This window comes from Ancylobacter koreensis (genome assembly GCF_023016525.1).
Classification (GTDB): Bacteria; Pseudomonadota; Alphaproteobacteria; order Rhizobiales; family Xanthobacteraceae; genus Ancylobacter; species Ancylobacter koreensis.
On the sequence record NZ_JALKCG010000001.1, the window covers coordinates 279,545 to 301,614 of the forward strand.

Annotated in this window: 11 protein-coding genes, 2 tRNA genes and 2 pseudogenes; 7 read left to right on the forward strand and 8 right to left on the reverse strand. The window is 69.1% G+C overall.

Features of this window, described 5'->3' with window-relative positions; all coding sequences use genetic code 11:
- The first annotated feature begins 81 nt into the window (after positions 1-81).
- On the forward strand, positions 82-1,623 hold the full coding sequence (locus tag MWN33_RS01275; RefSeq protein WP_247198264.1) for a class I SAM-dependent methyltransferase: 1,542 nt from the start codon (positions 82-84) through the stop codon (positions 1,621-1,623).
- Positions 1,624-1,978: 355 nt separating this feature from the next.
- On the opposite strand, the pseudogene MWN33_RS01280 reads toward MWN33_RS01275, so the two are convergent.
- Positions 1,979-2,368 (reverse strand): annotated as a pseudogene (locus MWN33_RS01280) (integrase core domain-containing protein); the annotation flags it as partial.
- 107 nt (positions 2,369-2,475) lie between these two features.
- On the opposite strand from MWN33_RS01280, the gene MWN33_RS01285 reads away from it, so the two are divergent.
- From MWN33_RS01285 to MWN33_RS01295, 3 genes and pseudogenes are all read left to right on the forward strand, one after another.
- Positions 2,476-3,243, forward strand: a complete 768-nt coding sequence (locus tag MWN33_RS01285; RefSeq protein ID WP_247198265.1) for a helix-turn-helix transcriptional regulator — start codon at positions 2,476-2,478, stop codon at positions 3,241-3,243.
- A 182-nt stretch (positions 3,244-3,425) separates the two neighbouring features.
- The gene (locus MWN33_RS01290; protein WP_247198266.1) at positions 3,426-8,318 is read left to right on the forward strand and encodes an autotransporter domain-containing protein; all 4,893 of its coding nucleotides are present in this window, start codon (positions 3,426-3,428) and stop codon (positions 8,316-8,318) included.
- Between the two features lie 162 nt (positions 8,319-8,480).
- A pseudogene (locus MWN33_RS01295) lies at positions 8,481-9,266 on the forward strand (recombinase family protein); the annotation flags it as partial.
- 576 nt (positions 9,267-9,842) lie between these two features.
- Here the strand turns inward: MWN33_RS01295 and MWN33_RS01300 are convergent.
- Positions 9,843-9,932: transfer RNA gene (locus MWN33_RS01300), tRNA-Ser, on the reverse strand.
- A gap of 338 nt (positions 9,933-10,270) precedes the next feature.
- Here MWN33_RS01300 and MWN33_RS01305 point away from each other — a divergent pair.
- Entirely contained in the window at positions 10,271-12,616 is a 2,346-nt protein-coding gene (locus tag MWN33_RS01305) for a putative bifunctional diguanylate cyclase/phosphodiesterase (protein WP_247198267.1), read from the forward strand.
- 124 nt (positions 12,617-12,740) lie between these two features.
- Here MWN33_RS01305 and MWN33_RS01310 read toward each other — a convergent pair.
- Positions 12,741-12,817: transfer RNA gene (locus MWN33_RS01310), tRNA-Arg, on the reverse strand.
- 13 nt (positions 12,818-12,830) lie between these two features.
- On the opposite strand from MWN33_RS01310, the gene MWN33_RS01315 reads away from it, so the two are divergent.
- The gene (locus MWN33_RS01315) at positions 12,831-14,051 is read left to right on the forward strand and encodes a hypothetical protein (RefSeq protein WP_247198268.1); all 1,221 of its coding nucleotides are present in this window, start codon (positions 12,831-12,833) and stop codon (positions 14,049-14,051) included.
- Positions 14,048-15,553, forward strand: a complete 1,506-nt coding sequence (locus MWN33_RS01320; RefSeq protein ID WP_486187713.1) for a M48 family metalloprotease — start codon at positions 14,048-14,050, stop codon at positions 15,551-15,553. Before MWN33_RS01315 ends, MWN33_RS01320 begins: the two co-directional genes overlap by 4 nt.
- Before the next feature lie 99 nt (positions 15,554-15,652).
- On the opposite strand, the gene MWN33_RS01325 is transcribed toward MWN33_RS01320, so the two are convergent.
- From MWN33_RS01325 to MWN33_RS01345, 5 genes are all read right to left on the reverse strand, one after another.
- Positions 15,653-16,531 carry an RNA polymerase factor sigma-32 gene (locus MWN33_RS01325; protein ID WP_247198269.1) on the reverse strand — a complete coding sequence of 293 codons (879 nt, stop codon included), beginning with the start codon at positions 16,529-16,531 and terminating at the stop codon, positions 15,653-15,655.
- 211 nt (positions 16,532-16,742) lie between these two features.
- Positions 16,743-17,339, reverse strand: a complete 597-nt coding sequence (locus MWN33_RS01330) for a CarD family transcriptional regulator (protein ID WP_343312264.1) — start codon at positions 17,337-17,339, stop codon at positions 16,743-16,745.
- Positions 17,340-17,724: 385 nt separating this feature from the next.
- The gene (gene fdxA / locus MWN33_RS01335; RefSeq protein WP_247198270.1) at positions 17,725-18,060 is read right to left on the reverse strand and encodes a ferredoxin FdxA; all 336 of its coding nucleotides are present in this window, start codon (positions 18,058-18,060) and stop codon (positions 17,725-17,727) included.
- Between the two features lie 146 nt (positions 18,061-18,206).
- On the reverse strand, positions 18,207-18,542 hold the full coding sequence (locus MWN33_RS01340) for an RNA-binding S4 domain-containing protein (protein ID WP_247198271.1): 336 nt from the start codon (positions 18,540-18,542) through the stop codon (positions 18,207-18,209).
- Positions 18,543-18,549: 7 nt separating this feature from the next.
- Positions 18,550-21,999 (reverse strand): helicase-related protein, encoded by a 3,450-nt coding sequence (locus MWN33_RS01345; protein WP_425531948.1) that lies wholly within the window; start codon positions 21,997-21,999, stop codon positions 18,550-18,552.
- Between the last annotated feature and the right edge of the window lie 71 nt (positions 22,000-22,070).

A 22,070-nucleotide genomic window follows, 5' to 3' on the forward strand; every position in this document is an offset into this window, starting at 1 on the left:
CTTGAAAACCTCCCCGGCATCGCTTGCCCGGAGGTATTCGCCGGGCCTAAGAAGAAAAACCTTAGCAATGCGGGGGCATGAATGTCGGCATCGTGGATGGCGGGCTATGTGAGCGATGTGACCTACACGCTCGGCTTTTACCGCGAGCTCGCTCCCTCGTTCCTTCAGTTCGTCTGCGAGAGCAACGGCGTGCAGGGAGCGCCGCGCGATCGCCGCCTGCGCTATTGCGAGCTGGGCTGCGGGCGCGGCTACGGCACCGCCCTGCTCGCCGCCGCCAACAGCGACATCGACTTTGTCGGCATCGACTTCAACCCCACCCACATCGCCGAAGCGCGGGCTCTGGCCACACGGGCGGGCCTCGACAATCTCCGCTTCATCGAGACGAGTTTCGGCGAGGCGCTGGCCTCCTCCGACCCGGCGCTGGCGGAATTCGACATCATCGCCCTGCACGGCGTCTATACTTGGGTGGCGCCCGAAGTGCGGCGCGACATTGTGAGCTTCCTGCGCGCCAAGCTGCGCTCGGGCGGCATCGCCTATGTCAGCTACAACACCTTCCCCGGCTGGGCGGCGGCAGCGCCGCTTCAGCACCTCATCGGCCAGATCGCCGCGCGCACGACGGGCGACAGCATCGCGCGTTTCAAGCGCGCCTACGACACGCTCGTCCAGCTCTCCCAGCCGGGCTGCGCCTATATCGGTCGCAACCCGGCGGTGAAGTCGCGGCTGGACGCGATGGCCAACCAGAACCCAAGCTACCTCGCGCACGAGTTCCTGAACGAGTTCTGGGAACCCATCTATGTGAGCGACGCCTTCGCCGACTTCGCCGAGGCCAAACTCACCTTCGTCGGATCGGCCACCATCGGCGAGAACCGCCTGTCCTTCTGCGTGCCGAAGGACATGTTCGAGCTGGTGAGCCAGGCTCCCGACCAGACGATGCGCGAGCAGATCAAGGATTTCATCGGCAACAAGCAGTTCCGCCGCGACGTCTATGTGAAGGGGCCCATCGCGCTCACCCCGGCCGAACAGCGCAGCCGTTTCCAGGACACGCTGTTCGCGCTGACCGGACCGGTCGCCACCCTTCCCGAAAGCTGGCCCATACCGGCGGGTACCGCCCGGCCGGCGCCGGGCCTCGTCGAAGGGGCCGTCGCCCGGCTCAGGCAGGGGCCGGCCACCGGCGGCGAGCTCATGACGCTGCTGGCGCACATCGCCCAGACCGAGGTCGATGTGCGCATCGTCTGCGAGATACTCATCGAGAACCATCTGCTGGTCCCCGCCCGCCCGGCCGGCTCCGCCAGCGACCCGGCCGCCGCCGCACGGCTCAACGAGGTGGTCGGCAACCTCTCGCTGAAGGCGGATACCCACCGCTTCTTCGCCTCTCCGGTGCTGGGCTCGGCTGTCGGCGTCTCACAGTTCGACCGGCTGGCGCTGCCGCTTCTCGAGCGCAATGCCGGCGCCGGAGCGGAGGAGCTTGCGGGCCTCGCGCTGGCGCGCGTGACGGAGAGCGGTCTCAACATCCGCCGCCGGGGCAAGACCGGGGACGCGACCGCCGGCGACCTCATCGACCTGGCGGAGAATCTGCGCGGCCAAACCGCCCCCATGCTGCGAAATCTCGGCATCGGCAGCTGAAGCGCGAACGGCGCGGCCGGCCAGGCCGCCCGAACCGGCTGAACGCCTTGGGAATCGGCACAGGGGGGCGCTGATCGTCAGATTGCGCCTTCCCCTTCGGAACGGTCCGCCTCGGTCGTCGGAATGCCGGTGAGCCGCTGAGATACGGCGCGGGGCCGAAAAACGCCCCTGAATCGGCGATTTATGGCGGGCCGCGAGCGACCAAGAAGAGAACTATATGTTCGCTATAGCCCTATGACGTGTGTTGGCTCATACCTGCCCCTCGCCGCCTTTCAGCGACGTCCGCTTTGCGCCGCCACTTCAGCCGTTCGGTCTGGCTCAGCGCTACGCGGAAACCGCCATTCGTTCACCTCGCTTATGGCAGCGATTGGGAACGATCAAGATGGGGATTTTGAACAGCCCCGGCTTCACCGGAGGCCATTGGTTTGAGCCACGCCGCCATTTTCTGCTCATCGAGCAGAGCATAATAGCGTTTCTCGGCTTCGGCCGGCGGGATGTTGCCGATAGGCGCCAGAAGCCGGCGATGGTTGAACCCGTCAACCCAGGTCAGCGTGGCGAACTCGACGCCCTCAAAGGATCGCCAAGGCCCCCGACGATGGATGACCTCGGCCCGGTAGAGGCCGTTGATCGTCTTGGCGAGTGCGTTGTCATAGCTGTCACCGACGCTGCTGACGGAAGGCCCGATGCCGACCTCAGCCAGCCGTTCGGTGTAGCGAATGCTCACATATTGCGATCCGCGATCGGTGGCCCTCTAGCCTCCGGCTTGTTTGCGTGCGGTTTGCGAGACGCTAGTGTACACACACTGGAACACCGGCGCCTCCAAGCTGAAGCCGTTTCCGCCGAAGGATTTCCATGGACACCGAAGGCGTTCACCAGCTTTGGGACGAGCTTTCCGATTTCGAGGCTGGCCAATCCTCTGCTGCGGCGGCGCACCTCATGTCATGGCTGTGCAAGGCCTCACAGGCGTGGAACGCCACATGGGCCGGCGCCCTGCGACTGCCCGACCCGACGGAGGGCGACGCGCTGCAAGGCTGGCGTGTTGCCGGTGTACAGGCCCTGCACCCCGTTGCCCCGCATCTGGACGAACAGCATTTCAAGATCATTCTCGAAGCCTGGGACCGCCGCGAGATCGACCCTTCCTTCCTGCTGCCGATGCGAGGCGTCGGCACCTTCCGCAGCTACTCCTTCCGGCGCGAACTGCCGGCGGAGTGGTTCTCGTCGCCGTTCTACGAACAGCACTACGGGCGGGTGGGCACCTTCGACGCCGTGTTCGTCGCCTTCCCGCTGAACGGCGACTGCGAATCGCATTTCGGTTTCTATTCCGCGCGGACCTTTACCGATGAGGAGATCCAGCTGCTGATGCTGGGCCTGCGTGGCATCAAATGGTTTCACCGCCAGCTCATGCTGGGACACGGCCTGCTGCTGGCCTCCGCACCCTTGACCGCGACAGAGCGGCGTGTGCTGCATCTGCTGCTCACCAAGGCCTCGGAAAAGGAGATCGGCGGACGCCTCGACATGGCGACCTCCACCGCGCACCAGCATGTCACCCGCATCTACCGCAAGTTCGGCGTGCGCAGCCGGGCGGAGCTGATGGGCATCTGGCTCAACAGCGCCGGCTAAAGGTCGGTGCCGGCCCGCGCCTATCCTCTATTTAGAGGACATGAACCTCGAAAATCCGTCGCCTATTATACCACCACGGCGTCGGAACTCCGGCTGCGCGCAGAAGTCGATCGGGGCGGTCGCGGGGGGGGGGCGGGGCGATGGTGTGCGACGCTGAGATGCGGGCGGGAAAGCGACGCGACATGCAGGGTCGTCACCCCGTCGTGGGAGCCCGCGCCCGTGCCGCGGCGCTGGGAGGCGTGTCGCCTCTCGTCCTGTGCGCGCTCGCCGGAACCCTTGTCGTGTCTCCGACCATGTTGCCACTGCCGGCTTTCGCCGAGGGCGGTAATGGCGGCTCGGTTACCGACTACTCGGGCGGCGGCGCTGGCGGTGCCGATTCGGCAACGGCAACCGGCGGTGCCGGTGGTAATGGCGGCTTTGTCAACTCGGCCGGCGGGGGCGGTGGCGCCGGCGTGGCCGGTGGCGCCGGCGGAAATGGCGGCGGCGATCCGGGCGCGGGTGGTGCCGGCGCTAGCGCGGTCGGCGGCGCGGGCACTGACGGCGGCCAGGGCGGTGATGGCAGAAACAACGGCGGCGGCGGCGGCGGCGGCGGCGCGCATGGCGCGGTGCTCACGACGACGACCACCGATGCCGGTGCCACGGGTGGAGGTGGCGGCAATGGCGGCAATGGAACGCCTGTCTTTACCAACGTCGCAGGCGGCGGCGGCGGTGGCGGCGGCGCGGCCGGTTGGGGCGTCGTCGTCGACGGCACCGGTCTCACCTACACCCTGACCGGAACCGCTGCAGGCGGCACGGGCGGCGCGGGGGGGAATGGCACCGGCACCGCAGGCAATGGCGGCGCGGGCGGAACCGGCGGGACGGGTGTCACTTTCACCGGCAGCGGCACGCTCGTCAATTCGGGCTCCATCCTCGGCGGCACGGGCGGGGCGGGGGGAACGTCCGCCTACCGGGCCGGGGCCGCCGGCGCGGGCGGCAGCGGTGTCGTCGGCGCCGATCTGACGATCGTCAATGCCGGCGCCATTTCCGGCGGCCTTGCCGGCGATGGCGTGACGCGCGCCAATGCCATCTCCTTCACCGGCGGCTCAAATAGTCTGACGCTTCAGGAGGGCTGGAGCCTCACCGGCGATCTGGGCGTGAACGCCGCCGGCAGCTCGCTCACCTTCAAGCTCGACGGCATAGACGCCGATGTGTCGAACAACATCACCGGCCAGGGCGGCGTCATCGTCGATGTCGGGCCGCAGGTTCTGACGCTGTCGGGCGTCAACAGCTATTCCGGCGGCACGACCATAACCTCCGGCACGCTGAGCGTGGCGAGCGCGGAGGCGCTGGGCGACGGTGTCAGCCTCACCTTCGATGCGCCGGTGAGCGGCGTGACCGGGCTTTCCGACGCAGCGTCCACGCTCTCGTCTGCCATCTCCGCCTATGCGAGCGCGCCGACCGCAGAGAACGCGGCGGCGCTGGCGGCGGCGCAGGCCGGCTACCGGCAGACGATCGACGAGGGACAGTCGAGCGGCGAACTGCCGACGCTGCAGGTAACCGGAGTGCTGTCTCTCAACCCCGGGACCGACAGGCCGATCGCGATCGGTGATGGGCAGGCCGGTACGATTCGCCTGGAAGGCGACGATGCCGCGCTGACCATGTTCGGCTTCCCCATCAGCGGAACCGACAGTGCCATCAAGGTCGGGAGCGGCGGCGTGCTCGATCTCGGCGTCGGCGAAGGCCAGGTTCTGGGCTATGTCTTCGCCGAGAACCACGCTGACACGGGAGGGGCGCTCTACAACGCATCCGGAACGGTGAGCATCGCCCACGCGAACTTCACCGGAAATTCGGCGGCGACTTCCAGCGGCGCCATCCTGAATACGGGCGTCATGACGCTGTCAGACAGTGCCTTCTCGGAGAACTCTGCTGACTATGGAGGGGCCATCGGCCAATTTGGCACCCTTCTGGTCGAACGCAGCACCTTCACGGACAATGACGTCCAGTCGGTGGGCGGGGCGATCTACATCTCGGGCGGATCCCCAACCACGGTTATTGCAAGCAGCTTCTCCGGCAACAGCGCGGGGGAGCAGGGCGGCGCGATCTCTGCTGAAGGGGCATATATTCCTGTCGTTTTGAGCGTCGTCGACAGCGATTTCACCGGCAACAGTGCGGGGTCGGTAGGCGGTGCGATCGCGCTGCAAGGCGGCACGCTTAACCTGACGGTCAGTGCTGGCTCCGGCAGCCTGTTTTCCGGCAATACGGCCGGCGGTCAGGCCTCGGCGATCCATGTGGGGACTGGCGTCCGCATGAACGTCTCTCCGTCGTATTTCGTCTACACGGCGTCCACGCTCAATGTCGACACGGGTACAGGGGCGCTGCTCGACATGCGCGACCCGATGAGCGGCTACGCCGACAACGTCACCAACACCGTGGCGAAGACCGGGGCCGGCACCTGGGCGCTGGGGGGCGGGAGTGTGCTCGCCGTATCCGGCACTGGCGCCACTGACTTCTCGGTCTCGGAAGGCCAACTCTATCTCTACGCCGCCGGCGAGGTCGACAACCCGACCACGGACGACGAGGACGCCGTGGTTGGCGCGGGCACGATCCAGCTCGACGGCGCGACGTCCACCTTCACGGTCGGGGCCGACGGCACGCTAGTCGCCGGCGGCGCGAACAGCGTCACGACGGCCGGCATCATCACCTTCGAGGATGGCGCCACGCTGCGCGGCGGCAATGCCGACACCGCCATGGGCGGCACCGATCCCACCTTCATGGAGAAGGGCGGCGCCACCTCGCTGAGCCTCACCGCCACCGGCGGCATCACGCTGGAGGGCACGCTCAACGTCGCGGCGCTCGGCGCCACCGACAGTTTCACCCTTGATGGCGCACTCGGCGGGGAGCACGGTGCGCTCACAAAAACCGGCGCCGGCACGGTGGTGCTGACAGGTGCCAACACCTATGCCGGCGGAACCAGGATCGAGGCCGGTACGCTCAGTGTCTCGTCCAACGCCAATCTTGGCGCGGCGGCGGGCGGTCTCGCCTTCGACGGCGGCACTCTGGCGACCACGGCCAGTTTCGACAGCGCTCGCGCTATCACCCTGCTCGCCAGCTCCAGCATCGACGTGGCCGCAAGTACCACGCTTGGCCTTTCGGGGGCGGTGACCGGCACGGGTACCCTTACCAAGCAGGGTGGCGGAATACTGGCGCTGTCGGGTGTCTCCTCGGTCGACTGGAGCGTCGAGGCGGGCCGGCTTTCGGCCGATGCCGCCGACTTCAGCGGCGCTGTCGCCCTGGCCGCCGGCGCGCAGTTGGATCTTACCGCCAGCAGCGCGTCCACCTATGCCGGCACGCTGTCGGGCGCCGGCACTTTTGTGAAGGATGGCGCGGCGCTGCTAACCTATTCGGGCAACGGCGCTGCCTTTACCGGCCTCACCGAGGTCGCCGAGGGACGCCTGGCGGTCGACGGCGTGCTCGGCGGACGCGTGGATGTGCTCTCGGGCGGCATACTCGGCGGCACAGGCACCGTCGGCGCGCTCGACGCCGCATCGGGTGGGCGGGTCGGGCCCGGCAATTCCGCCGGAACCCTCACCGTCACCGGCGACGCGAGCTTTGGCGCCGGTTCCGTGTACGAGGTGGAAATCCACGGCACTGGCGTGTCCGACCTGCTTGCCGTCCAGGGTACGGCCTATCTGAACGGCGGCCTCGTGGAACTGACGGCGCTCGATCCCGAAGGGAGCTACCGCACGGGCCAGATCTACACCATCCTCACGGCCCAGGACGGGGTTATCGGATCCTTTGACGGCCTTGAGGTGCTGTCGCCGTTCCTGCGTGCGAAGCTCGGCCAGAGTTCCAACGCGGTCGATGTGACCATCGCGGTGGAGCATGACTTCACGACCGTCGCCGTGACGCCCAATCAATACGCGACCGCGGCGGCGCTCGACACGCTGGGACACCGCGGGGCGTCGCTCGAGCTCTATAATGCGCTGCTGTTTCTGCCCACCGGCAGCCAGGCGCGCGGCGCCTTCGACCAGCTCTCGGGCGAAGTGCACGCCTCGGCGCAGAGTGTGTTCATGGAGCAGAGCGGGCTGATCCGCGGTGCGCTGAACGATCGCCTGCGGGCGGCGCAGGCTGGGGTCGGCGCGGCGGCGGGAAGCGTCGTCAGCGGCGTCGAGACGGCGGACGGCGCGCTCGCCTATGCCGTACCCTCGAAGGTGCAAATGGCGGCCGAGATGAGCCTGCCGCTCAAGGCGGCGCCCGCCCCGCTCCCGGCGGAAAGGTTCGCGCTGTGGACCACGGGCTTCGGCAATTGGGGCGCGTTCGACAGCACTGCCAACGCTACCGGCATTACCGACAGCACCGGCGGTTTTCTGATCGGTGCCGACACCCTCGTCGGCGATGTCTGGCGGGTCGGCATTGGCGGCGGCTACAGCTCCACCAGCTTCTCGGCGGCCGGCCGCGCCTCTTCCGGCAACAGCGACAACTGGCACGCCGCCCTCTATGCCGGCGGGAACTGGGACGCGCTCGCCGTGCGTACTGGCCTCGCCTATACGTGGCAGGACGTCGCCACCAGCCGCTCCGTCGCCTTCCCCGGTTTCGCCGACCGTCTCTCGGCCGACTACAGCGCCGGCACATTGCAGGCCTTCGGCGAACTCGGCTACCGGATCGACACGGCCTTTGCCGCCTTCGAGCCCTTCGCCAACCTCGCTTATGTCAGCCTCGACACATCGGGCTACACAGAGACCGGCGGGGCGGCGGCGCTGCAGTCGAATGGCGTCGACATGAACACCGGCTTCGCGACGCTGGGCGTGCGGGTGGCGAAGGAACTGACATCCGGCGTGCATGCGACAACGCTGCGCGGGGCCATCGGCTGGCGTCAGGCCTTCGGCGACATCACGCCGGCGATGAGCGAGGCGTTCCAGACCTCCAGCGTCTTCACCGTCACCGGCACGCCGATCGCTGAAACTGCGGCGGTGCTGGAGGCCGGGCTGGACATGCGCCTCGGCACCGGCGCGACGCTCGGCATCGCCTATACTGGCCAGTTCGGCGATGGCGTCGAACAGAACGGCTTCAACGCAACCCTCAAGGCCAGCTTCTGAAAGCCGCCCACACCGCACCCCGCGCCGGCCGCAGGGTCAAAACAGCCGCCTGAGTGTTGTCCTGCCCGAGGGACCACTCCATGCCCCACTCAGCCAGGGCGTTGAAACGCTCCAGGGTCATGCGTCGGAACGCTGAAGCCGGCGCCGTTCGATGTCGTCGTGGTGCACAGCTTCTCGCGCTTCTTCCGCGATCACTTCGAGCTGGAGTTCTATGTCAGGAAGCTCGCCCGTAACGGCGTGCGACTGGTGTCGATCACCCAGGAAATGGGCGACGATCCGATGCACGTCATGATGCGGCAGATCATGGCGCTGTTCGACGAGTACCAGTCCAAGGAGAACGCCAAGCACGTCCTGCGGGCCCAGAAGGAGAATGCACGGCAGGGCTTCTGGAACGGTGCTCGCCCGCCGATCGGCTATCGCGTGGTCGAGGCCGAGCAGCGCGGCGCCAAGGTTAAGAAGAAGCTGGAGATTGATCCGCTTCACGCCGACACCGTGCGGCTGATCTTCGATTTGGCCCTGAATGGCAACGGTCGCTCCGGCCCTATGGGTGTGAAGGCGATCGTCAGCCATCTTAACCGCAACCGGATTTACACCCGCGAGGGCGGGCGCTGGGGCATCGGTCAGCTGCACAGGGTGCTGACCCGCCGGACCTATGTCGGCGAGCACCAGTTCAACAGCCGCTCCAAGAGCAAGCAGAAGAAGCCGGAGAGCGAGGTAGTGGTGGTCGCCGTGCCGCCGCTCATCGACACGAAGGTCTTCGACGCCGTGCAGGAGCAGCTTCAGGCACGCAATCCCAAGATCGTCCCGCCGCGCGTGGTGAGCGGCCCGACGCTGCTGACTGGCATCTGCTATTGCGCGCAGTGCGGCGGGGCGATGACCATCCGCACCGGCAAGAGCGGGCGGTACCGCTACTATGCCTGCTCGATCAAGGCGCGACAGGGCGAGACTGGCTGCGCCGGCCGCGCCATCCCGATGGAGACACTCGACACGTTGGTGGCCAGCCACATCGAGCAGCGCCTTCTTCAGCCCGAGCGGCTGCAGGAAATCCTCGCTTCCATGCTCAGTCACCGCCAGGAGCGACTTGAGCGCCGCCGCGAGCACATTGCCGAACTCAACAAGCGCGGGACGGAGGCGGATCAGCGGCTGCGCCGTCTCTATGACGCGATCGAATCAGGCGTCGCCGATATCACCGATCCGGCGCTGAAAGAGCGTATCGACGGACTGAAGGCTATCCGCGATCAGGCGCAGGCCGATGTCGCCCGAGCTCAGACTTCTCTCGCGACGTCAGGCGAGGAATCCGTCACGCCCGCGATGGTGGCACGTTTTGCTGACATTGCCCGTAAGCGCATGCGCCTCGAAGGCGGCGGCTACCGGCGTGATCATTTGCGCGCCTTTGCTCAGCGTGTCGAGGTCGGAACGAAGGAAGTCCGCATCATCGGATCGAAGGGAGACCTGCTCCGAACGCTGGCTGCCGTCTCAGGAGGGAAATTGGCGGCGCGCGACGTGCCCAGTTCGGGACTGAAATGGCGGAGAGGGTGGGATTCGAACCCACGGTACGCTTGCACGCACAACGGTTTTCGAGACCGCCCCGATCGACCACTCCGGCACCTCTCCGCACGTGGCGCGGGGGTCAGCCGCGCCGGGAGCGGAGGGCTCAATAGCCGAGCGCGGGCGCCCGCACAAGTCCGCCCGTTCAATATTGGCACCGCGCCGGCTTCCGCCGCCGGTCGCCGGAGGCCGGCGCGAACCCGGCCGTCCGCCGCGCCGCCCCCTAGGGGCTCCCCACACCGGCGCCACACCGCCGCCAAGTGTCGCCTGGTAGGGAGAATAACGTATTCCCGGCTCAGCATAGTCATTGTGTTAAGCAGAATGGATGCTGAGCCGGCATCCGACCATTGTCTTTGCCTTCCGGCACCGGCGATACTGGGCAGCACGCTGGTGCGGGAGTCTTCATGTCGGCCGATGCGGTCCGCCATTCCGTTCGCGTCCTTGCCGATGGACTCGAACGCAACCTGCTGCTGCTCGTTCTCGCGGCGCTCATCATCGCGCTGTGCGGAAACGTGCTGCGGGCGATGCCGCCGCTGCGCCGCGCCCTTGCCGGCGGCACGCTGGTCGGCGGCACGGCGGCCGCCAGCCTCTTCTTTCCGATCTGGGAGAGCGGAGCGGAGCTGTTCGACCTCAAGATCGTCCCGCTGACGCTGGCCGCGCCCATTTTCGGGCCGCTCGCCGCGCTCCTCGCCGGCGCCATCGCCCTCGGCGCACGCGCCATGGCGCACAGCTTCGCAGTGCCCTGCGTGATCGGCGTCGGCGGCGCCGTGGCTGCCGGCACGCTGGTGGCCGGCCGACTGGGCTGGCGGCTCGACCCGCGGCGCGTGGCGGCGCGCCCGCTCACGGCCGGCCATGCGGTGGTGCTCGCCCTGCTGGCCCTGCTCGTCGCCGGCGCGACCTATGGCTACCGCTACGGCGAGACCTCATTGACCGGCGAGGGGGCCCTCGCGCCCTTCCTCTTCATCGTCCTGGCGGCGCCGGCGGTGACGCTGGTCTTCGCGTTGCTCTACGCCTTCGACGAGCAGCAGCGGCACACGCGGCTGACGCTGGCAGCCACGCAGGCGCGCCTCTCCACCATCGGCAACAACCTGCCCGGCGTGCTCTACCAGCGCGCCACCGGGCCGAATGGCGAGCTGGTCTTCACCTATGTGAGCGCGCGGGCGAAGGACGTGCTCGGCGTCCCGGCGGAGGAACTCGTCGCCAACCCCGCCCGGCTGCTGGAGCTGGTTCATCCCGACGACATCCACATCGTGCGGGCCGCGATGGCCCAGGCAAGACGCGGCGGCGCCGAAGCGCTGGAGAACGAATACCGCATCATCCGCCCGGACGGCGAGGTGCGCTGGCTGCATGTGCGCTCGCAGCGCACCCATCGCGACCAGCTTTCCGCCGATCACGGGATGGTCGCCGAGGGTATCGCCTTCGACGTCACCGCGCAGAAGGAGGCAGAGCAGGCGGCGCAGGAAGCGCGCCAGCGCCACGAATGGCTGTTGTCGCACGACATGATGACGGGCCTGCTCAACCGCCATGCCCTGCTGCAGATGATCGACGCGCATCTCGCCTCGCCCGCACCCGGCGCCGCCCTGCTGCTGATCGACCTCAGCCAGAGCGCGCTGGTGAATGAGTTCTTCGGCGCCGAGGCCGGCGACGAGCGCCTGAAGGAAGCGGCCAGCCGCCTCGCCGCCATCACGCCCGGCGGAGCCGCCGTGGCCCGCACCGGCGGCGACAGCTTCGCCGTCTTCGTCCCGGCATCCGACAGGGAAGCCGCCCGCCGGCTCGCCATGCGCATCGCCGCCGTCATGGCGACGCCGCTGGTACGGGACGGACAGGACATGCCGATGGCCGCGCGCGTCGGTATCTCCTATGGGCCGGAGCAGGGCGCGGACGGGCAGGGCCTCGTGCGCGCCGCGTCCGTCGCGCTGGAATCCGCGCGCGACGCGCCGGACCGCGTCGTGGCCGAGTTCACCCCCGACATGGCACGCCTGCGTGCCGAGCAACGCCATTATGACGAGGAGCTGCGCCGTGCTGTCACGGGCGGCGAGCTCACCCTTGTCTACCAGCCGGTGGTACGCACCGACGGGCGAATCCTCGTCGGCTTCGAAGCGCTGGTGCGCTGGAACCATCCGGTATTCGGCGACGTGCCCGCCGGTGAGTTCGTCGCCCGCGCCGAGGCGACCGGGCTGTGGGCGGCACTGGACCGCTTCGTGCTTCTGCGCGCCTGCACCGAGGCGCGCCACTGGGCGGGCGAGCCGTGGCTGTCGGTCAACCTGTCTGCCGCCTGGTTCCAGATCGGCGACGTCGTCGCGGCGATCCGGCAGGTGCTGGACGCCACCGGCTTTCCCGCGCGGCGGCTGCAGGTGGAAGTGACGGAGCGCATCCTCATCGAGCGGTACGACGCCGCCATCCGCATCATCGACGGGCTGCACGATCTCGGGGTCGCCGTATCCATCGACGATTTCGGCACCTTCTACTCCTCGCTCGGCTATCTGCACCGCCTGCCCATCGACAAGATCAAGCTCGACCGCAGCTTCGCGCTCGACGTCGACCATAGCGAGCGGGCGCAGGCGGTGGTGGAATCGGTGCTGGCGCTGTGCGCCCGGCTCAGGATCGAGGTGGTGGCCGAGGGCGTGGAGACCGAGGCGCAATATGCCTGGCTGGCCGCCCATGGCTGCCCGCTGGTGCAGGGCTTCCTCACCGGCCACCCCGGCCCCGCGCCGGCCGGCGAACGCGACGCCGACAAAAGAACCGCTTAGCCGTCGGCGCGCGCCTCGTCGCGGCTGCCCGAGGCAAAGACAGAACCGACCTTTGCCGCTTCGGGGCGCCCGAGAACGAGCCGACAAGACGAGCGAAAACGCTTCCATTTCAACGAAGCGGGCATGGCCTCCCGGAAGGGAATCGAACCCCTGACCCCAGGTTTAGGAAACCTGTGCTCTATCCTGCTGAGCTACCGGGAGTGACCGCGCGTACATGAACCCAATCGCCCGCCCGGATCAAGAGGGCCCGCCGGTGGACGAAGGAGGTCTGCCGCGCGGTCCGGCCCTCAACGGCTGTGGCAGGCCGGCGCCATCCCTCCGTCGCCGCACGCCACACCATGGCGCGGGTGGGCGGCGCGGCCGCTTTACGCTAGGATGGGCGACCACGATGATCAGCGATCGCGACGATCGGGAGCGCCGCGGCCCGGATGGAGGCTTCCGGGCAGAGGACGGTGCTTTCCGGTCCCGATGGCCGGAGACGATCATGCCGGGAAGCGTGAGCGTGCCGCCTGCCCTGTCCAGCATGCCGAGCCACGGCTTCCGGCATCGCCTGGCCGTGCGCATTTTTTGCGGGCCTATTGCCGCGCTTCTCCTTGTTGCCACCCTGCTGCCCGCCGCGCCGGCGAGTGCGGCGCCGGGCGATGATGTGGCGACGCCAGAGCCCTGTCCGGACGCCTTCGTCCCGGCGGGCCGGGTCGTCGCGGTGGAGGCCGCCGACCTCCGGCTTGCCGATGGCGGCGTCCTGCGCCTCGCCGGCGTCTCGCGCGCCGGGGAGGCGGAGACGCCGGCGTTCCGCGCCGCCCTGACGGAGGCGCTCGCCGGGCGCGAGGTCGCGTTCGCGCCCTCCGCTCCGCCCGACCGCTACGGCCGCCGCGCCGGCCTCGTGCGCGCCGCCGGCGACACCGCCGCGCTTCAGGAGGCCCTGATCGCGCGCGGCCTGCTTGCCTGGCGGCCGGAAGCCGGCGTGCGTGGATGTCTTGAGAAATGGCGCGCGGCGGAAGCCGGAGCGCGCCGTGCCCGGCTGGGAATCTGGCGCTCGCTACCGCTTGCCGCGCGCGATGTCGCCGCCATCCGGGCCCGGCAGGGCCTGTTCACGATTGTCGAAGGCCGGATTCTCTCGGTTGGAAACCGCCGCACGCTGGATTACCTCAATTTCGGCCCGGTTTGGCGGCAGGACTTGACCGGACAGGTGACGAGCGCCGCGCGCGCCGCGCTGGAGGCCGCCGGCACGCCCGCGACGGTTTTGGCGGGGCGGCGCGTGACGCTGCGCGGCACGGTGTTCGAGGCCGGCGGGCCGGCCATGGAGATCGTGCTGGCGGACCAGATCGTTCTGGCCGACCAGATCGGCCGTGGCGGGCCAGGCGGGGATTTGGGCGCCGTCATTCCGGGTGGACCATCCGGAGAGGCGGCGATGAGGCAGGCGGGAGACGAGTGAGCACGCGGACGGGCACAGGGGGCCGGCAGGGCATCGCGACGGGCACGTTCGCGGGCGCGCTGCTGCGCGCCTGCGCGCTCGGCGGCGCGCTGCTGCTCGGCGCCTGCGCCGCCCTCAACGAGCCCCGCAGCGCCAGCGCGCCGACGCCCCCGCCCCGACTGGAAGAGCAGCTCACCCCCGCCCAGCGCCAGGAGCATGAGCGGCTCGTCGCCTCCTATGGCGGCGCCTATACCGACCCCAAGCTGCAGAAGCAGATCGAGGAAGTGGTCGCGCGCCTGGTCGCCGCCTCCGAGCGGCCGGACCTGCATTACCGCGTCACCATCCTCAATTCGCCGGCGGTCAACGCCTTCGCCCTGCCGAACGGCTCGCTCTATGTGACGCGCGGCCTGCTGGCGCTCGCCTCGGACAATTCCGAGCTCGCCTCGGTGCTGGCGCATGAGATGGCGCACGTCATCGCCAACCACGCGGCGACCCGCGAGGACCAGATGAAGCAGGCGGTACTCGTCAGCCGCGTCATCTCCGATGTCGTCAACGATTCCGATCTCGGTGCGCTGGCGCTGGCCAAGAGCCGCATCTCGCTCGCCAGCTTCTCGCGCGGGCAGGAGCTGGAGGCCGACGCGATCGGCGTGGGCATCAGCGCCCGCGCCGGCTTCGACCCCTATGGCGCCGAGCGTTTCCTCACCACCATGGGCCGGCAGGCCTCGATCCGCTCCACCTCGATGAGCCAGAGCGCCGGTACCGAGGCGACGGATTTTCTCGCCAGCCATCCCGCGACGCCCGAGCGCATCTCCATCGTGATGGCCAATGCCCGCGAATACGCCGCCCCCAACAAGCCGGGCGAGCGCGAGCGCGGTCCGTATCTGACCGCCATAGACGGCCTCGTCTATGGCGACGACCCCAAGGAAGGCTTCGTGCGCGGGCGGCGCTTCTTCCATCCCAAGCTCGGCTTCACCTTCACCGCGCCGGAAGGCTTCACGCTGGAGAACACCTCGCAGGCGGTGCTCGGCGCCAGCGGCTCGGGACGCGAGGCGCTGCGCCTCGACGCGGTGCGCGTCGCCGGCGACCAGTCGCTGGCGCAGTATCTCTCCTCAGGCTGGATCGAGGGCGTCGAAATCTCGACGGTGGAGAGCCTGGTGCTGAACGGCTTCCCCGCCGCCACGGCGGTGGCGCGCGGCGAGCAATGGTCGTTCCGCATGTTCGCCATACGCTTCGGCAGCGACGTCTACCGGCTGATCTTCGCCGCCCGCCAGCTCACTCCCGAGCTCGACCGCTCCTTCCGCGAGGCGGCGGAAACCTTCCGCCGCGTCTCCATCGAGGAGGCGGACAATGTGAAGCCGCTGCGGCTTCGCGTCGTCACCGCCGGGCTGACCGACACGCCGGAAAAACTGGCCGGCAAGATGGACGTGCAGGACAAGGCGCTGGAGCGCTTCCTGATCCTCAACGGCCTCAGCCGCGGCGACAAGCTCGCCTATGGCGAGCGCTACAAGATCGTCGCGGAGTAAGGCGCCGGTATCGTGCCCGGTTGCGCGCGGACGATCCTGGATCGGCCTCTCGCGGCCGTCCGGGATGACGATCTGTCATTTGACGCCGGATCTGTCATTTCACGCCGAGAAGACGCCCGCCGGCACGTCCGGGCCGCGGGTCAGCGCGATGCGCAGCTTCTCGATGGCGCGGCTCTCGATCTGGCGCACGCGCTCCTTGGAGATGCCGAGCCGCGCGCCCAGCGTCTCCAGCGTCTCGCTCTCCTCGTCCAGACGGCGCGCCTTGATGATGCGGAACTCGCGCTCATTGAGCCCGCGCAGCGCGCCCGCCAGCCAGCGCCGGCGCCGCTCGCCGTCGATTTCGCGCGAGACCTCCTCGTCCGGCAGCGGCTGCTCGGCCACCAGCAGGTCCATCCGTTCGGCGCCCTCCTCGTCGTCGAATGCGAGCGGGGCGTTGAGCGAGAGATCGGGCACGCCGAGCCGGGCATCCATGCGCGCCACCTCGATGGCGCTGACGCCGAGGCGGGCGGCGATGGCGTGGTGCATCTCCTCGCGGCTCGTCGGCTCGCCGGCGCCGGCGCGTTCCAGCCGCGCGCGCACGCGACGCAGGTTGAAGAAAAGCGCCTTCTGGCCCGACGAGGTGCCGCCGCGCACGATGGACCAGTTGCGCAGCACATAATCCTGCACCGCAGCGCGGATCCACCAGGTGGCGTAGGTGGAGAAGCGCACCTCATGGGTGGTCTCGAAGCGCGAGGCCGCCTCCATCAGCCCGACATGCGCCTCCTGGGCGAGATCGGACATGGGCAGCCCGTAATTGCGGAAGCGGCGGGCAATGGCGATGGCGAGCCGCATATGCGCGTGGATGAGCTCGTGGAGCGCCTTCTCGTCGCCCTCGCGCGACCAGCGGCGCGCCAGCTCATATTCCTGCGCGCGGTCGAGGAGCGGCGCCGCCCTCGCGGCGCGCGACAGATGGGTGTAGCCGCCAGCCTCTTCGCTCATGCGCCATTCCCCCGGGACAGCAGCGGGAACCACGCGACGCATGCCTTGCGCATGTCTGCGCGGACCCGGACCGGAGAGAAACGCGATCGGGCGCGGAAAGTTCCGCGTGTGAAAGAGTATGGCCGCCGCCCGGACGGCAAACGGGCCTTTAAACGAAAAAGGCCCGGCTACGCGCCGGGCCTTTTCGTATTCGTCGAGGCGCATGCACCGCTCAGGCGGCGGCTTCCTCGGTGTCGGTCTCGTCCTCGGCGGCGACCGCCTCGTCATCGGCCTTGCCGGTGCGGCGCGGGCCCTTGAGCAGGTTCTGCTCGATCAGCTTGATCGCCTCGGTCTCGGTCAGGTTGTCGACGGCGGCGAGTTCGCGGGCCATGCGGTCGAGCGCGGCCTCGTAGAGCTGACGCTCGGAATAGGACTGCTCGGGCTGGGCCTCGGAGCGGTAGAGGTCACGCACCACCTCGGAGATGGCGACGAGGTCACCCGAGTTGATCTTGGCCTCATATTCCTGCGCGCGGCGGCTCCACATGGTGCGCTTCACCCGGGCGCGGCCCTTGAGGGTCTCCAGCGCCTTCTTGAGAATTGCGGGCTCGGAGAGCTTGCGCATGCCGACCGAGACGATCTTCGGGACAGGGACGCGCAGCGTCATCTTGTCCTTCTCGAAATGGATGACGAACAGCTCGAGCTTGAAGCCGGCGACCTCCTGTTCCTCGATCGCCATAATGCGTCCGACGCCGTGGGACGGATAGACGATGTGCTCGCCCGTCTTGAAACCCTGGCGGATATTGTTGGACGGCTTCTTGGTCGACGTCATGCTGTGCCTGCTCCTGGGTCTCGGTTCATCCGGCGCCGCGTCGCCCTCGGCGCGCTGCCGCCCGCGGCTCGGCCGCAGGGAAAAGAAACACCCCGGCTCCAACGGGTGAGGGAGCCGTACTTCAGCCGTCGACGGAAAACTCAGGGAAGCCCATCGCGCGGTTCTCGCGCGACGAACGAAGGCCCGACATAAATTCCGGGAGGGGCGCTCCGGTACGGGAGCGTTGCGCCATGGCAAACCCAATCGACTGCACGAAGGGCCTTATAGCACAAATCCTGTGAGAATCAAAATGCTGCCGCAATGCAGCGCAAACCGCGCCGCCGCCGCTGAATCGTTCAGCGGCCGGCGTCGGTTCCGATTCGGGCGTTCCCCAAGGGGACGCCGGTCAGTCCTGCTTACCCGGTTCGGGCGACAGATACTGTAGCTTGTCGGGCACACCGTCCCATTCCTTGGCCTCCGGCAGCGGATCCTTGCGGTCCGTGATGTTCGGCCAGACCTTGGCGTAGTCGGCGTTGAGGGTGAGCCACTTCTCCAGCCCCGGCTCGGTGTCCGGCTTGATGGCCTCGGCCGGGCATTCCGGCTCGCAGACGCCGCAGTCGATGCACTCGTCGGGGTGGATGACCAGGAAGTTCTCGCCTTCGTAGAAACAGTCCACCGGGCATACGGAGACGCAGTCCGTGTACTTGCACTTGATGCAATTATCCGTGACTACGTAGGTCATTCTTGCGATCTCCGTGCGGAACACGTGAATTAGGCGCAGACCAAGGCTTCCGCGAGGCTCCCGTAGCGCACCTGCCGCCGGGGCGCAACACGCATCGCGCCGGCGCGGGCCGCCTGACGCGCAGGGCTGCCTAACGTGAAGGCTGCCTAACGTGAAGGGCTGCCCGGCGCATCCGTCGGCCCGACCTCCACATAGGTGGCGGCAGCGGCGGCCGCATCCCCCCGCCGCTCGATAAAGCCGGTGACCCGCCAAAGGCGCACGCCGGCATTCAGCGCGAGGGTCAGCACGTCGCCGGGCCGCACCGGGTGGGCGGGCGACGTGAGGCGGACGCCGTTCACCCTGACATGGCCGGCCCGGATGAAATCGGCGGCGGCGGTGCGGGTGCGCACGCAGCGCGCATGCCAGAGCCAGACATCGAGCCGCTGCCGGGCGGGCGGCGCGGCAGAGTCCTCGGCGGGACCGCGCGTCGTGATGCGCGGCATGGCGCGCTCAGCCGCCGTTCTTCTCCGCCTCCATCCGCGCCTTCAGCGCGAGCAGGGCGGCGAAGGGCGAATCCGGGTCCACCGGCTTGTCGCGGCGCGGCTCGTTGCGGGGCTCGTGACGCGGCTCGTGGCGCGAATCCTGACGCTGGAAGCGTTCCTGCCGGTCGCCGCGCTCGGGACGCGGACGATTGCCGTGGCGGTTGTCACCGCGGCTCTCGCCACGATTGTCGTCGCGGCGCGGCGGGCGGGCGTCGCCTTCCGGTCGGTCGGCGCGCGGCGCGCGGGCGTTCTCGTCGCGGCGGTTCTCGTTCTGCGGACGGCCGCGCCCGCGCTCGCCCTCGGGACGGTCGCGGCGGGCATCCGGGCGGGCGCCCTCGGCCGGCGCGTCGCCGCGCGCGGCGGGACGGTTGCTGTCGCGCCCGGCGGGCGCGCCGCTGCGGCGGTTCTGGTGCGCGGGGCGATGCTGGCCCGGCGGACGGCCGGGACGCCAGATTTCGATCATCGCCGGCTCGGCGGGAGTCGCTTCGGCGGGAGTCGGTTCGGCTGCAGCCGTCTCGACGGCGGCTTCGACAGGCTCGGCCTCGGCAGTCACAGCCTCGGCTGCAATCTCGGTTTCACCGGCGCTCTCGGGCGCGGCGGCCTCTTCCAGCGCCGGCTCGACCGTGTGGTCGAACACCGGATCGGTGAACACCTCACCACTGACGGCGGAAACGTCGACCGCCACCGTCTCTGCCGGCATCGCCGGCGCGGGGGCGGGCACCTCCTCCAGCGCCGGCTCGACGGTCTGGTCGAAGGCGACATCGGTGCCGGTCGGCACGTCCACCGCGACGGCCTCAGCCGCCACAGCTTCGGCGGCAGAGGCGGCGTCGACGGGCGCGGCTTCCACCGGCGCAGTCTCAGCGGAGGTGGTCTCGGCGGAAGTAGTCTCCACCGGCGCGGGCCGGCGTTCCATGCGGTAGCCGAGCGAGCGCAGGATGGAGGCGAAGTCCTCGCCCGCGCAGCCGGCTAGCGAGGTCATCGCCACGGTGGCGACGAAGCCGGAGCCGTCGAAGGCGCCGGCCGGCTTTTCGCCCGACGTTCCCGGCCGCCAGGCCAGCGCCGGCCGGATCAGGTCGGCGAGGCGCTCCAGAATGTCGACGCGCACCGCGCGGTCGCCGGCGACGCGGAAACCCACGGCGCGATAGAGCCCCTTCTGGATCTCAGGGTCGACCGGGATCGAGGTGCGGCCCGAGGCGGCCAGATGCGGCAGCTCGTCGAGCCCCTTCTGCTGCAGCCCGCCATGCTTCAGCGCCCATAGCTGGGCCGCCAGCGAACGCGGCGCCGGCTTCAGCAGCGTCGGGATGTAGATGTGATGCGCGCCGAAGCGCACGCCGTGGCCGCGCAGCACGGCCCGTGCTTCCTGCGGAAGGCTCTTCATCTCCTCCGCCACCTTGTGGCGCTCCAGCACGCCGAGCGACTCGACGAGCTGGAAGGCGATGCCGCGCGCGATGCCGGAGACGTCCTCGGCCTTGCCGAGGGCCAGCAGCGCGCCGAGCAGCTTCTCGACATGCGACTTCAGCCAGAGGTCGATGCGGGCCTGCACGGAATCCCGTGCCGGGCCGGTGAGATGCTCGTCGGCGATGACCTTGAGGCGGGGGGTGAGCACCTCCTCGCCGGGGATCAGCTTGGCGACCGGATCGCCGATCCAGCGCAGCGTGCCGTCGGCCGAGAGCACGAAGGCATCGTCGCCCGCCTCGGAGAGCCGCGTGGCGCGCGCCTCGATCTCGCCGGCCAGCGCCTTCTGCGCCGTCGCGCGCAGCGCTTTCGCCTCGGGACCGCCGGCGGAAGCGTCCGCCGCGAACTGGAAGCCGAGCAGATGGCCGATCACGTGGCCTTCCACGACAACGTCGCCGGTCTTGGTGATTTCAGTTTCGAGCATCGCGTTCTCTCGCAGGCGCCTCATCAGCACGCTGGTCCGGCGATCGACGAAGCGGTGGGCCAACCGCTCGTGAAGCGCATCGGAAAGCCTGTCTTCCACACGTCGCGTGACGCCTTGCCAGTGTTCCGGGTCGTCGAGCCAGTCCGGCCGGTTCGCCGCGAAGGTCCAGGTGCGGATCTGCGCAATGCGTCCCGACAGCGTGTCTATGTCACCTTCCGCTCGGTCCGCCAAGGCCACTTGTTTGGCGAACCAGTCGGTGGAGAGCCTTCCGAGCCGCATCAGGTCGTCATAGACGGTCGAAACGAGGTCGGAATGGGAGGCCGGGGATACCTTCCGGTAGTCGGGAAGCTGGCACGCCTCCCACAACCGCTCCACCGCCCGCGCGCCAGTGGCGTGGCGCCGGATCGCCGGATCGTTGCCCACCCGCTCCAGCACCAGCACGTCGTCGGCGGTGGGCGCGCGGGTCAGCCCGTCCTCGCGCGGGGGCACGGCGAGCGAGCGGTGCAGCGTTTCGATCGAGGTGAAGTCGAGCGCGGAATTGCGCCATTGCAGCACGCGGTGCGGGTCGAAGGCATGCGCCTCCAGCCGCTCGACCAGCTCGGCGTCGAAGGGCGTGCAGCGCCCCGTGGTGCCGAAGGTGCCGTCGCGCTGGGCGCGGCCGGCGCGACCGGCGATCTGCGCCAGCTCGCCCGGATTGAGCTTGCGGAACTGCCAGCCATCGAACTTGGTGTCGCCGGCGAAGGCCACGTGGTCGACGTCGAGATTGAGACCCATGCCGATGGCGTCGGTGGCGACGAGGTAGTCGACGTCGCCGTTCTGGTACATCGCCACCTGCGCGTTGCGGGTGCGCGGGGAGAGCGCGCCGAGCACCACCGCCGCCCCGCCCTGCTGGCGGCGGATCAGCTCGGCGATCGCGTAGACCTCGTCCGCCGAGAAGGCGACGATGGCCGAGCGGCGCGGCAGGCGGGTGATCTTCTTCTCGCCGGCGAAGGTGAGGTTGGACAGGCGCGGGCGCACGAGAATGCTCACGCCCGGCAGCAGTTTCTCCACCAGCGGGCGCATGGTGGCGGCGCCCAGCAGCAGCGTCTCCTCCCGCCCGCGCCGGTTCAGCAGGCGGTCGGTGAAGACGTGGCCGCGGTCGAGATCGGCGGAGATCTGGATTTCGTCGAGCGCCACGAAGGCGACGTCGAGGTCGCGCGGCATGGCCTCGACGGTGGAGACCCAGTAGCGCGGATTGGCCGGCTTGATGCGCTCCTCGCCGGTGATCAGCGCCACATTGTGCTCGCCGGCGCGCTCCACCAGCTTGCCATAGACCTCGCGCGCCAGCAGGCGCAGCGGCAGGCCGATCAGCCCGGAGGAATGGCCCAGCATGCGCTCGATGGCGAGGCTCGTCTTGCCGGTATTGGTCGGCCCGAGCACGGCGGTGACGCCGCGCGCCCGCAGCGAGGGCGGCAACGGTCCGGAAGCGGCGCGGATTTCGGGACGGCCATCCGGGCGGCCATCGGGGCGGCTTGGGCCCGGCGGTGTGGCGATGTTCATGAGCCGATCAACGGGTGGGGCCGGCGGGGGACGGCCCTTGTAGCACAGGAAACCCCGATATGGGGACGCCG

Excerpts from the sequence above, each read along its gene's own strand:
- MWN33_RS01345 (WP_425531948.1), bottom strand. The coding sequence starts at position 21,999 with ATGAACATCGCCACACCGCCGGGCCCAAGCCGCCCCGATGGCCGCCCG.
- fdxA (WP_247198270.1), bottom strand. The coding sequence starts at position 18,060 with ATGACCTACGTAGTCACGGATAATTGCATCAAGTGCAAGTACACGGAC.
- MWN33_RS01275 (WP_247198264.1), top strand. The coding sequence starts at position 82 with ATGTCGGCATCGTGGATGGCGGGCTATGTGAGCGATGTGACCTACACG.
- MWN33_RS01285 (WP_247198265.1), top strand. The coding sequence starts at position 2,476 with ATGGACACCGAAGGCGTTCACCAGCTTTGGGACGAGCTTTCCGATTTC.
- MWN33_RS01290 (WP_247198266.1), top strand. The coding sequence starts at position 3,426 with ATGCAGGGTCGTCACCCCGTCGTGGGAGCCCGCGCCCGTGCCGCGGCG.
- MWN33_RS01330 (WP_343312264.1), bottom strand. The coding sequence starts at position 17,339 with ATGACGTCGACCAAGAAGCCGTCCAACAATATCCGCCAGGGTTTCAAG.
- MWN33_RS01340 (WP_247198271.1), bottom strand. The coding sequence starts at position 18,542 with ATGCCGCGCATCACGACGCGCGGTCCCGCCGAGGACTCTGCCGCGCCG.
- MWN33_RS01315 (WP_247198268.1), top strand. The coding sequence starts at position 12,831 with ATGAACCCAATCGCCCGCCCGGATCAAGAGGGCCCGCCGGTGGACGAA.
- MWN33_RS01305 (WP_247198267.1), top strand. The coding sequence starts at position 10,271 with ATGTCGGCCGATGCGGTCCGCCATTCCGTTCGCGTCCTTGCCGATGGA.
- MWN33_RS01325 (WP_247198269.1), bottom strand. The coding sequence starts at position 16,531 with ATGAGCGAAGAGGCTGGCGGCTACACCCATCTGTCGCGCGCCGCGAGG.